At 54.1% G+C, this 12,335-nt stretch carries 10 protein-coding genes and 1 riboswitch; of the genes, 7 read left to right on the plus strand and 3 right to left on the minus strand.

Translation table 11 applies throughout. The annotated features are described in order from the left end of the window. Positions 1-298 precede the first annotated feature (298 nt). From QWU00_RS12785 to QWU00_RS12800, 4 genes are all read left to right on the plus strand, one after another. A complete protein-coding gene (locus QWU00_RS12785; protein ID WP_035377929.1) occupies positions 299-886 on the plus strand; it encodes a histidine phosphatase family protein in 588 nt (195 codons plus the stop codon). A 196-nt stretch (positions 887-1,082) separates the two neighbouring features. Then, positions 1,083-1,709 carry a cob(I)yrinic acid a,c-diamide adenosyltransferase gene (gene cobO / locus QWU00_RS12790; RefSeq protein WP_035377932.1) on the plus strand — a complete coding sequence of 209 codons (627 nt, stop codon included), beginning with the start codon at positions 1,083-1,085 and terminating at the stop codon, positions 1,707-1,709. A 14-nt stretch (positions 1,710-1,723) separates the two neighbouring features. Continuing rightward, on the plus strand, positions 1,724-3,292 hold the full coding sequence (locus QWU00_RS12795; protein WP_304651058.1) for a cobyric acid synthase: 1,569 nt from the start codon (positions 1,724-1,726) through the stop codon (positions 3,290-3,292). A 214-nt stretch (positions 3,293-3,506) separates the two neighbouring features. Continuing rightward, positions 3,507-4,274, plus strand: a complete 768-nt coding sequence (locus QWU00_RS12800; protein WP_035377934.1) for an SDR family NAD(P)-dependent oxidoreductase — start codon at positions 3,507-3,509, stop codon at positions 4,272-4,274. 128 nt (positions 4,275-4,402) lie between these two features. Here QWU00_RS12800 and QWU00_RS12805 read toward each other — a convergent pair whose 3' ends face one another. Continuing rightward, the gene (locus tag QWU00_RS12805; protein ID WP_052051156.1) at positions 4,403-5,176 is read right to left on the minus strand and encodes a prephenate dehydrogenase; all 774 of its coding nucleotides are present in this window, start codon (positions 5,174-5,176) and stop codon (positions 4,403-4,405) included. A 245-nt stretch (positions 5,177-5,421) separates the two neighbouring features. Next, the gene (locus tag QWU00_RS12810) at positions 5,422-6,393 is read right to left on the minus strand and encodes a DMT family transporter (RefSeq protein ID WP_187668546.1); all 972 of its coding nucleotides are present in this window, start codon (positions 6,391-6,393) and stop codon (positions 5,422-5,424) included. A gap of 278 nt (positions 6,394-6,671) precedes the next feature. Further along, positions 6,672-6,737: riboswitch (Fluoride riboswitch) on the plus strand. A 90-nt stretch (positions 6,738-6,827) separates the two neighbouring features. On the opposite strand from QWU00_RS12810, the gene QWU00_RS12815 reads away from it, so the two are divergent. Next, on the plus strand, positions 6,828-7,262 hold the full coding sequence (locus QWU00_RS12815) for a CrcB family protein (RefSeq protein WP_035377936.1): 435 nt from the start codon (positions 6,828-6,830) through the stop codon (positions 7,260-7,262). Between the two features lie 28 nt (positions 7,263-7,290). Here the strand turns inward: QWU00_RS12815 and QWU00_RS12820 are convergent, their stop codons facing one another. Further along, on the minus strand, positions 7,291-7,677 hold the full coding sequence (locus QWU00_RS12820; protein ID WP_035377939.1) for a VOC family protein: 387 nt from the start codon (positions 7,675-7,677) through the stop codon (positions 7,291-7,293). A gap of 675 nt (positions 7,678-8,352) precedes the next feature. Between QWU00_RS12820 and QWU00_RS12825 the strand changes: the two genes are divergently transcribed. Next, on the plus strand, positions 8,353-10,746 hold the full coding sequence (locus tag QWU00_RS12825; RefSeq protein WP_035377941.1) for a TonB-dependent receptor: 2,394 nt from the start codon (positions 8,353-8,355) through the stop codon (positions 10,744-10,746). Between the two features lie 120 nt (positions 10,747-10,866). Next, positions 10,867-12,186, plus strand: a complete 1,320-nt coding sequence (locus QWU00_RS12830) for a lipase family protein (RefSeq protein WP_035377942.1) — start codon at positions 10,867-10,869, stop codon at positions 12,184-12,186. Positions 12,187-12,335 lie beyond the last annotated feature (149 nt).

Raw genomic sequence — 12,335 nt, forward strand, 5'->3', positions numbered from 1 at the left:
AAGGATGGAAGAAGCATGGGAGGGCATGGTGTGCGGCATAGTCTCTTAATATGCGGTAGGTGCCAGCATACGGTTCCGAATAGCGAGCGCGGCTTTCCCGAAAGGGTAAGACCCTCCTCCCTTTTGAAAAGGGGAGGACACAGTTACGTGTGGTTCCGCCTTTCTGCCTCATATCCGCTTTGCCAAAAAAGCAGGCGCTGAACGGGTATGATCCTGTTGTATGGGGCCGTAAGATAACTCTACGCCAGAGTATGGGCAGCGGTTGAATGAGATGGGCCGAAAGCCCAAGGAGAGAAGAATGGCGCAGTCTTTCCCTGTTTTATTGGTTCGGCATGCTCCGGTCCTGTTGCCGGAAGGGGTATGTTACGGACGGCAGGATGTTGCCCTCCGGCCCGGGTGGGAAGGGCTTGCCTCAGGGTTGGCTGTGCTGGCACAGGGGGCAGTATGCCGCATAATATACAGTTCGCCCGCCATGCGCTGCCGGGAGATGGCGCAGAAACTGGCCACCGCCACAGGTATGGAACTGAAAATTGATGAGCGTTTGGCCGAACTGAATTTCGGCTACTGGGAGGGTATGAACTGGCAGGAAATCAGCCGCGCTCAACTGGATGAATGGGCGGCAGATCCCGCCCGCTTTGCCCCGCCGGGCGGGGAAAGTGGCATGGCGCTTAGTCAGCGTGCCCGCGCTTTCTGGCAGGATATCAAGCAAGCTGGTGTGCCCGCCTGTGTTCTGTCTCATGGTGGTCCGCTGCGCGTGCTTAGCGCATTGGCGGAAGGAAAACAGCCGGAACTGCTGGCTCCGTCCATGCCGCAGGGGTCTGCGCGCCTGTTTATGGTGGCGCACCAGCAGGAACTTTTGGCGGAAGCCAGTTGTGCAGCAGAATAAAAGGGTATGAGGGGGCAGTGGCAGGAGACGGATCAAGACGGTGCCATTGTGGATAGTATGGCATGATGGGGAGTTATGATATCCGGAAGCCTCTTCCCGTTCTGTGCTCCTGACAGAAATCTCACAGATTTTTAAGGCTTCTGCCAGAGAGATTCTATGAAAAATACAGATAAGACAAAAGAGACCATAAAAACTCATGCCAGATCAACCGATTGAACAAGAGCAAGCTGCACAGGCGCGCCATCGTGAGAAAATGCAGAAACGCAAGAAAATGCAGGATCAGGAAGTGGCCTCAAAATCCATAGAAAAGGGATTATTGATGGTCAACACCGGGCCGGGCAAAGGGAAATCAACCGCTGCATTTGGAATGGTGCTGAGAACATTAGGCTATGGCCAGCATGTAGTGGTGGTGCAGTTCATTAAAGGGGCATGGGATACAGGTGAACGTCGCGCCTTGGAGCGGTTTGATGATCTGGTGGAATGGCATGCCTTGGGCGAAGGATTTACGTGGGAAACACAGGATCGGAACCGGGATATTGCCGCGTGTGAGCGCGCATGGGCCGTAGCCAGACAGGCGTTTGCACGGCCCGATGTGGCGCTTGTGGTGCTGGATGAACTGAATGTGGCGCTCCGGTATGATTATTTGCCCATAAAGCAGGTTTTGGCAGATATTGCAGCGCGCGTGCCCGGCCAGCATGTGGTGGTGACAGGGCGGAATGCAAAACCAGACCTGATGGAGGCTGCTGATCTGGTAACAGAAATGGGGGCAGTGAAACATCACTTTAAAAATGGGGTGAAAGCGCAGCAGGGCGTGGAGTTTTGACAGCACGCGTTCTTATGGTGCAGGGCACGGGCTCAAGCGTTGGAAAATCAACCTTAGTGGCCGGGTTGGCGCGGGCGTTTACGCGGCGTGGATTAAAGGTTCTTCCCTTCAAACCTCAGAATATGTCCAACAATGCGGCAGTTACGCCCAATGGGGGAGAGATTGGGCGGGCGCAGGCGTTGCAGGCGCGAGCGTGTGGGGTGTTGCCAGATGTGGACATGAACCCCGTTCTGCTCAAGCCGCAGGGTGAGACGGGGGCGCAACTTATTGTGCAGGTGCGCAGGCAGGATACGGTTGCCGCACGCGCGTATCAGAAACAGAAAGGAAAACTTCTTCCTGCTGTATTGGAGAGTTTTTACAGATTGGCGGCGCGTGCGGACCTGATAGTGGTGGAGGGGGCAGGCTCAGCTTCAGAAATTAATCTGCGGGCGCGGGATATCGCCAATATGGGTTTTGCTCAGGCGGTCAATGCGCCGGTTGTGCTGGTAGGAGATATAGACCGTGGTGGTGTTATTGCCAGTCTGGTTGGCACTCAGGTTGTGCTCGCCCCAGAAGATGCTGCCAGAATAAAAGGGTTTATTGTCAACAGAATGCGTGGTGATATCACGCTGTTTCATGATGGTATGGATTTTATAGCCCAGCGGACAGGCTGGGCTCCTCTTGGGTTGGTGCCTGATCTTCCTGCCGTGAGAACTCTGCCCGCCGAAGATGCAGCTGATCTGATGGTTAATCTGGCCTCCGTTGCTTCAGATGGGGCGCAGGTTGATGGTAACGGGAGGGGGCGTCCTGCCCCTCTTCTTCGCATTGCGGTGCCTCTTCTGCCGCTAATTGCCAATTTTGATGATCTTGATCCTCTTCGCTCGGAACCGGGTGTCACACTTTTGCCCGTAAAACGGGGGCAACGCCTGCCCGAATGCGATCTGGTGCTCTTGCCAGGATCAAAAGGAACTATAGCCGATCTGGCTGTTTTGCGCGCGGAAGAATGGGATAAGGATATTTTATCTCACGTTGCGCGGGGAGGTCATGTCATGGGTGTGTGTGGCGGGTATCAGATGCTCGGGCGGACGATTGCTGATCCTTCTGGCACGGAAGGAGAACCCGGATCTGTGGCAGGCCTTGGGCTTCTGGACGTGGAAACCGTCTTGAGCCATGAAAAAAATCTTGAAGAAACAAGCGGCTTTATTGAAGGCACACATACAGCTGTCTCCGGTTATGAAATGCATATGGGGCGGACGTTTGGCGTGGGCAGAGAGCGGCCTTTATTGCGCCTGAAAACACAGCCGGAAGGGGCAGTTTCAGCAAGCGGGCAGATATACGGCACTTATCTGCATGGCGTGTTTGCAAACCGTGCTGCACGCCTTGCGTTGTTGGCCCGTTCTGGTGGAGCGGATTTTGCGCCCGGTGGCCAGTGGTATGAAATTGGTCGTGGAAGAAGCGGGGGCAGCGTGCCGGATCATCATGACGCAGCCATAGAGCAGGCTCTGGATGCATTGGCTGCTCATATGGAAATGTATGTGGATTTGGATGCCGTTCTGGCGCTGGCTGTGCCGCCATGTTCAGCCCATGTTGCGGAGAAAGCGTAAAAGCTTGGGCTGGAAACGCGCAGGTCTATCGGCCTCTCAGACTTCATGGGTGACCGTTTTCGGGTGAACGCCTCTTCCAGCTTTGGCCATTTCTGCTGGATGTCCGCCCGGTAAGCGCCTCTGTTCAGAGTTCGGCCTGAAAATGAGGGGGTGATTGCGGCATGCGGCTCCAATGCTAAGGTGATGCATGACGTTCACTCAGAGGAGATCATTCATGGCGCATCCGCTTAAAACGGTTCTGGTTACCGGAGCTACGGCCGGTTTTGGTCATGCCATTGCATTGCGGCTGGTAAAGGAAGGATTTCGGGTTATTGCGACCGGCCGCCGGCAGGAACGGTTGGAGGCTTTAGCCAGGGAGGCAGGCGAAAACCTGCTGCCTTTCAAGCTGGACATGACCGATCTGGATGCGGTGAAAGCTCTGCCGGGCAGTCTGCCTGCTGAATGGCAGCAGGTGGATGTTTTGGTGAATAATGCCGGATTGGCTCTGGGGCTTGAAAAAGCATGGGAGACCAATCTTTCTGACTGGGAGCAGATGATTGCGACCAACGTGACCGGGTTGGTTGAAATTACCCGTGCCTTGCTGCCCGGCATGGTGGAACGCAACGCAGGCCATGTGGTCTCTCTGGGCAGTACGGCGGGTATCTATCCTTATCCGGGGGCCAATGTGTATGGGGCCACCAAGGCGTTTGTGGATCAATTCATGCGGAATCTGCGCAGTGATCTGTTGGGCAAACAGGTGCGGGCAACCAATATTGCCCCTGGCCTGTGTGGAGGGAGCGAGTTCAGTCAGGTGCGGCTGGGTGACAGCCAGAAAGCGGCAGCAGTGTATGATAAGACGCAGCCTCTTCTGCCGGAAGACATTGCAGAAACGGTGGCCTGGGTGCTGAAACTGCCGCCGCATGTGAATATCAATATGGTTGAAATGATGCCAACCTGTCAGGCTTCAGCCGGGCTGGCTGTTGATCGGACCATGGCTGGTTAAGGGCGATAATAAACCCGGCATGGCATCCTGCGGTGCCGGGTTGCAGGCGCGAAAGAGGCGTACAAATCCTTTGGCCACGCTGTTAAGCGGCTGTGTAGGGCAAGGCAGAGAAGGAGCGGTTGCGCGGCTTAGGCGGGGGTGAGCGTATCCAGTTTTTTGTCCAGAGTACTCAGTAGGCCAAGATACTGCTTGCGCATAGAAGAGGCGTAAGGATTGAGGCATTCTATGGCTTCAAAGACCTGGGGAGCATCTTTTTCTACCATTTTCATGGCGTCTCGGAGCAGATCGAAACTGCGTGTTGTCAGGTGGGGGGAGAAAGGTTCAAGTGTTTTCAGGCCTTGAGCCAGCCAATGTGTAAGCGCCTGCGTAACGGCCATGTTCTGATCATGGTATTCTGGCGTGCAGATAATAACGTTCAGCCGGAGAGTCTTGCGCAAAAAGGCCGCTACTGTGTGATAGGGGCCGCGTGCAGGGCACAGTACGATTTTCAAACCTGCTGTTGTCTGGCCAGCACTCTGTGGGCCGAACAAGGGATGCGTGCCAATAATGCTGACAGTGGATGGCAACAGACTGACCATTATCTCTACTGGTTTGACCTTTACGGAACCAACATCAATTACCAGCGCATCGGACCTGAGTAAGGGGGCAATGCTTTCAAGCACATCAGCCATTGCCTGAACAGGAACGGCTAGAATGATAATCCGACACCGGGCAACAGTTCTTAGGTCAGTCAGTTGGACGCCAAGTGCCTGTGCGGTGTCTTCAAGCGAGTTTCGACTATCATGAGCGAAGACCGGCGCATACGGGGCAATATGGCGCGCGACTAATTGCCCGAAGGCACCAAAGCCGATGAGGCCAACGGATGGTGGTTCATCATGGGGCAAGGGAAGAGAGTGTCTCATAAACGAACATTCCTTAGCGTGCCGACAACAGCCAAGGGTGTTCGAGAAACATCGTCAACCGCTGGCAGGGCGGCGGTTGACCAATAATAGACAACATTCACCGCTATGTGCGCGGTGAATAATACAGTCCACTGTTGTGTGTGAGCGTTGCCATGACCAAGAGCCTGCAGGAAAATACTGTGGGAGTCAAATTGCTCCATAAGGGGAGGACGCAGTATATGCTCCCTCTGTAGTGAGGGAGGGGCTCAGGGTTTGGAGGCGGCAGCAGCTTGTTTGCTTGCCTGCTTTGCCGCCAGTTTGGCTGCCTTTTTGGCTTTTTGCCGTTCCAGTCGTTCTTTTAAGGCCATGCGTTCGTACCGGATACGCTGACGCACCCAGTTGAGCATACCGGAGAACGTGAGCACGATAATCCCCACAAAAGTCCAGCTATCCAGCGGCTGATGAAACACCACATAACTGAGCACGACCCCCCAGACCATCTGGCTGTACTGGGGCAGAGCGACGCGGTTGGCGGGCGCGCGTGCTGTGGCGAGCATCATAAGAAGCTGACCGAGCGCTGCCAGAAAACCATACCCAAACAGATACACCCAGGAGCTAACGGTTGGGGGCCAGGTAGCGTGTAGCCCCATAAGCAGAGCATTACCAATCAACGGCCCGATCAGGCTGGAGCCAAAGAGGGAAAGCCGAACGGTTTCCTTGCTGGCAAGGCGGTAGGCAATCACGCTACCTGCGTTGGCAAATGCTGCCACCAGTGCGCACAGGTGACCCAGATGAAGCGCGCGTACACCCGGCCGAAGCACAATCAGCACGCCTACAAATCCCAGCACAACTGCCAGCCACGCCCAGGCCGTTACTTTTTCTTTCAGCAACACAACAGAAAGAATGGTGACAAACAGGGGCATCAGAAACATGAGCGAAAGTGCTTCTGGCATGGGAAGCAGCATGAAGGCTTCCACGCTGGCGGCTGTAGCCAGAAAAACACAGAAGGCGCGTAACACCCACATGGCCCGCTGTTGTGGACGGAAGATATCCAGATAGGATTCATGCGGCTTGCGAAGAAAGGGAAGAATCAGAAATCCGAAGACACCGCCGGAAAACGCAACTTCAAACGGATTTAATTGGCCCGCCAGAAGTTTGGAGAAGGCATCGCTGATAGCGAAGGAGGCGTAAGCCCCAAAGGCCAGCGCCATGCCGGAGAAAAGGGTTTTGGGGTCCATTACCGTAAAAGCCGTATCAGTGGTGCCAAAGAGGCAGGATGTCTGGCTCGTCCCTTTATGGTGACGCGCTGCGCAGGGGAGGGCCAATACCTCCAAAACACATAAAGTAAAAGGAGTTTGTTTTTACATGTTTTTTGACTGCGGCAGGACTGTTCTGGCGGGATGGGCGGCCGAGCAGCCTTTTATGTGACGGTACAAGCAGGCAGCAGGGCAGTGCGGAGGACGAAGATTTTCTGGTGCGTGTTTGCTTGAGCACTTGCTTTCTCTGCCCTATAAGGCGCGGCACAGGGGATGGGGTTCCCCCTTATAACCGCCCGCTCGGGGCTGATGACTCCTGCCGTTATAACCGTGGTGGAAGCCGGGGCCTTGGGCTGCGTCTATCGCCATAACGGCGGGAGAGACATGGCCCGCCGCAAGAAAGAGGGTCGGGTGTGATGTCTTTTTATACCTGTCTTATTGTTATGCTGGGCGGTGCGTTGGGCACACTGGCGCGGTATGTTGTGTCCGTGCTGACTGGCCCATACAGCCGGATGATGCCATGGGGTACCATACTCGCCGTGAATATGGTGGGGTCTTTCATCATCGCATTTTTTGGAACGTTGACACTGGCTGGCGGGCGTTATCCTGTTTCTGAAAACATGCGGCTGTTTGTCATGATCGGCCTGTGCGGTGGTTACACCACCTTTTCGTCCTTCAGCCTGCAAACGCTTGATCTGCTGCGTATCGGGGCCTGGGGGCGGGCTCTGCTGACTATAGGGCTGTCAGTTTTCTTGTGCGTAGGGGCCGCGTCTGTGGGGCATGTTCTGGCATCCCGCCTGAACCACCATGCCATTATGGTTGCTCAGGCGGATATTGAAGAAGAAGTGTAAGGAAGTTTCCTCTCTATAAGGATGCGCCTCAGGCGCTCGGCATTTTATACATGGCGCACAGTTTGTTGCCGTCTGGGTCCCGCAGATAGGCCAGATACAAGTCTCCCATTGCCGTGTGGCGCACTCCGGGCGGATTTTCGATGGTTTTTCCGCCATTTTCCACACCTGCCTTATGCCAGGCTTCAACCTGCTCTGCGCTGGTCATGGCAAAGCCGATTGTGCCGCCATTGGCTGCCGTGGCGGGTTGGCCATCCAGCGGCGTGGTGATCACCAGGCGTTCGCCGTCATGCGTATAGGTCAGGCGGCCTTTGGCGTTAGGGGTTGCGGGCTCACAGCCCAGAACACCCAGCGTTGCATCGTAGAATTTTTTGGAGCGGGCAATGTCGTTGCTGCCCAACATGATGTGACTGAACATGAAAAATCGTCATTCCGTGTAACGTTCAGGAAGACGCCACCTTACCCCTCTGTTTAAAGACGTCAAATGCAGGCCGCTTATGAACGGGCATTCTTTATGACAGGGTGGATTTGTTAAAGTTCTGAGAAAACACCAGAAAGACATTGCGGGACGGCCCGGTATTTTTCTAGCGATAGAAGGGCCTGTCAGATGGGGTGTTAAAACGATGCAGGATCATGACCAGCTAACGTCTTTTTTCTTCTTCCAGCACTAGCGTAAAAAAATGCAACACTGTTGCGGATAAGTAACATCCGTCCTTCTGGAACGGTCATGAAATTTTTTTCTGATGCTATAGGCATCATATTTTTGAACTCGGTTTTATCTTGTTTTTAATACTGGTGTTGTTCCCGTCAGGAAACAGGGCCTTATGCGCCAACAGATGTCTGGACAGAGACTGGATATAAAATTAAGTGCTCTGCCCCTTCGGCCTGATGTTGTGAACGCCGCTTTCCCCTTGCCCTTAAATGATAAGAGACACACGTGAGCAAAAGACCTGTTTTCCTTTATTCGCCCCTTGTGTGCCGTAAACGTTCTTTGTGTTCTGTCCGTTCGTATTCTACTGCATTGGTCGGGGCTTTTTCTGTTTGGGCCTGTGTGTCGGGCTATGCAGGCGCGGCTTTTGCAGCAGGGGAGAGCGTGGAAAAACGTTCATCAGGCAAACTGCATGCTGCTCAGGCACCGGGGAAACAGGAAGCCTCCATACGGCAGGTTTCTCAGCCACATAAGAAGCCCAAGGCGGAAGCCGCAGCAGGGGCCATGGAAGCGGTGACGGTAACGTCCACCCGTCGCGCAACTTCCATCATGCGTGTGCCGGTCAGTGTTGCCGCGTATAATCAGGCGTATCTGGATATGAAGGGCGCCAAAACCATTCAGGATGTGCTCCGCTTTACGCCGGGCCTGACATTTGACCCCACATCCAAAACGCCGGTTGTGCGTGGTCTGGCATCCAGTGCAGGGTCAGCTACCACGGGAATTTATCTGGATGATACACCCATCCAGATCCGTAATCTGGGTTTCAGTGCGGAAAACACGGTGCCGCAACTGTTTGATATGGAACGGGTGGAAGTGTTGCGCGGCCCGCAGGGTACCCTGTTTGGGGCCGGTGCAGAAGGCGGAGCTGTGCGTTACATCACGCCTGCACCGAACCTGCATAAATATACATCCTATGCCCGTGCGGATGTCTCAGCATCACAGTATGGCGCGCCGACATATGATCTGGGTGTGGCGCTTGGCGGGCCGATCATCAAGGACAAGCTGGCGTTTCGCGTCAGTGCGGAACGGCAGGGGCAGGGCGGTTATATCGATCACCTTGATTACCGAACCGGGAAAAAGACAGACAAAAACACCAATAATGATGATGTAAACGTGTTTCGTGGTTCTGTTCTGGTCAAACCGATTGAAAACCTGAGCATTACGCCGTCCATCATGTATCAACAGCGTCTGGTGGGGGATAGTGATACCTATTTTGCGGGTCTTTCCAATCCTGGCAAAAGTGAATACCGTACCAATTCGCCCGAATACCAGCAGAACACGGACCGTTTTTATCTGCCGTCTTTGAATATCAAATATGATATCGGGAATGTCTCGCTGATTTCGAACACGGCCTATCTGCACCGTAACAATATTACGGGCTATAACGGCACGCTTTATCAGCTTTCCTATTATAATGAATTTCTGGATGGCAGCAGCCCGTACTATCCCTTGCTGACCCAGCAAGGGATCAACCCCAACACGCCATATTATTATGGTCCCTCACGCGTGTTGAACCAGCAGCGTAATTTTACCGAGGAATTTCGTGTGCAGTCCCGCAATCCGGTGGCTAACCGCCTGATGTGGGTGGCCGGTGTATACTATCAGAACGACAAGCAGATGAGTTCCGAGCAATTGCAGGAACCCAACGCAAACGCTTTGACACAGGCGTTGTTTGATATGTCTGCTTCCGATTTCTGGGGCGGCTGGCCCAATGCAGGGCAGAACGCCTACATCAACCAGACACGCGCCACGGATGAGCAGGTTGCCGTTTTTGCCAACGCGACGGTGGAAATTATCAAAGGGCTGAAGTTTGATGCAGGTGTGCGGTATGCCAATGCCAATTATCACTTCCACAACTTTGCTGATGGCAGCCATAATGGTGACCGCACAACAGCCAGTGGCCAGATTACCGAAAACCCGGTGACCCCCAAATTTACCTTGAGTTACCAGATTGACCGCCACTCCATGGTGTATGCGGGCTGGGGCAAAGGGTGGCGTGTGGGCGGTGCCAACGCGCCCGTGCCACAGCTTTTGTGCCAGAATGATCTGAATAATTTTGGCATGACCTCGGCACCCAGCAAATACAAATCAGACACGGTAAAAAGCTGGGAAGTTGGGTCAAAGAACCAGTTTTTCCATAATCGTCTGCAAATTTCAGGAAGCCTGTATTACATCAACTGGTCCAACATTCAGCAGAATGCCTATCTGCCGGGATGCGGCGTGCAGTACACGACTAATCTGGGCGAAGCGGTTAGCAAAGGGTTTGATCTTCAGGCCACATTGTATCCGTTTGATGGCCTCTCGATCGATACCACGCTTGGCTATACAGATGCGCATTATACCAAAAATGCGTATGTGGGCACCAACCAGAACGGCCTGCTTGCCCGTAAAGGCGATACACTGGGCTCACCGGGTTGGACCTATAGCCTTGGGGTTCAGTACAATATTCCCAAGAACATCATCTCCATTGGTCATGGACAATTGTATGTGCGGACGGATTACCAGTATATCAGCCGCCCCAGTGGCACCACACCCATTCGGGATTCAGAAACACTGATGTACAATTCGGGCTATTACCTGACACAGGCCCAGCATTACCTGACCCTGCGTGTGGGGGCCCGGTTCAATAATAATATGAACCTGTCTTTCTATGTGAATAATCTGCCCAATCTGCACCCCATGGTCACAAGTTCAAACGAGGTACAGGGGTCTCTGCTGCAACTGAACTCTACCATGCGGCCGCGTTATGCTGGCGTCTTGTTGACGTATAACCGCTGATCGGCGAGGGCAGGAAGCGGAGGGAAAATCCGCTTCCTGTTTAATTAAATGCAAGCCCTGGCTGATTTTTGCGGTCAGTCATGGTTTTATAGCGTTCTCGAAACAGAAATGGCGTAGGTTATGTCCTTCACTCACCCCGAAATTCTTTCTGAAAAACGTAACCTTCTGGCGCAGTGTCTGAAAAAGGCGGCGGTACCCAAAAATGGTGCGGTGCGTAAGGTGCTTCTGGCCGGGGCGGGTGTGGCTGCTATGGCATGTGGTGTGTCGCAGGCTGCCTTTGCTCAGGCTGACCTCCCCAAAACCATCCCCGAGGGCTTGAAGCTGGAGGCAGCACAGGCGCTTCCCATTACGCCTTTCTATACAGATGCTCCATCGGCTGATGCGCCCACATGGCCCGGTGGACTGATCCGGGCGGAAAAGGTCACGGATTATGCCATCCCGGCGGGGATGACGGTATGGCGTATTCTGTACCACTCTCTGGATGCGGAACGGCATGATGTTGTGACATCTGGTTTCGTGCTGTTGCCTGCGGGGCCAGCGCCTGCTGGTGGATGGCCTGTGGTGGCGTGGGCCCACGGCACCAGCGGTGTGGCGCAACCTTGCGCGCCTTCTCTGATGAAAGATCTCTATTACGGGGATGAAGGGTTGTTTGAATTTCCCAAAGCGGGGCTGGCTGTTGTGGCGACGGACTATCATGGGCAAGGCACGCCCGGCGCACACCAGTATATGAACAAGCTGGCTCAGGGGTATGATGTCATTTATTCCGTGGCCGCTGCTCACGCCGCGCTGCCGAGCGTGCTGAGCAAGCAGTGGGTGGCCGATGGCCATTCACAGGGCGGTATGGCATCCTGGAGTGTGGGGGAAATGGAGCAGCAGATGAACAACCCGGATTATCTGGGTACGGTTTCTGTGTCTGGTACAGTGGATATGCTTGATTTTATTGACCCCAAGCCAGAAGAAGTGGGTGCTCCGTTTTACTTCCCTATGGTGGCATATGGCCTGAAGGCCCGTTATCCGGACTTTGATGTAAAGAGTGTCCTGACCAAGGAAGGCTATGAACATTACCCGTTGATTGCCACCAAGGGGTGCTGGTTTACGGGGTATGCGGCGTATCTGGGCAAAACCAGCGCACAGATCATGAAACCGAACTGGACCAAAGTACCTGCGGTTCAGGCCATGCTGAAGGAAGATATTATTGGCGATAAGCCGGTAAAAGGTCCGCTGATGGTGCTGACGGGAGGAGGAGATGTGTCCGTGCCACCCGGCGGTGTGAAAAAAACGGCTCAGAAAGCCTGTAAAAATGGCATCAAGCTGTTCTTTCACCTCTATCCCGGCCTAGATCATGATCCGACCATGATCAATTCCACTCAGGATCAAATTGTCTGGATCAAGGATCGCTTTGCAGGCAAACCATTTGAGCAGAACTGCAACACGCTCTGAAACTGTAACGACGGACTCGGAGAGAGTCCGTCCTACTGCATGACGGCTTCGATTTAGGCTGGACAAAGCAAAAACGGCTGTTTGCGGCATATGCCAGCCAGGGTGGTTGCGGGTGTGTCCCGTCCTTTCTTCCCCAAAACGTTTCAAGG

The sequence above is a fragment of the Acetobacter tropicalis genome, assembly GCF_030644465.1.
Taxonomy (GTDB): domain Bacteria; phylum Pseudomonadota; class Alphaproteobacteria; order Acetobacterales; family Acetobacteraceae; genus Acetobacter; species Acetobacter tropicalis.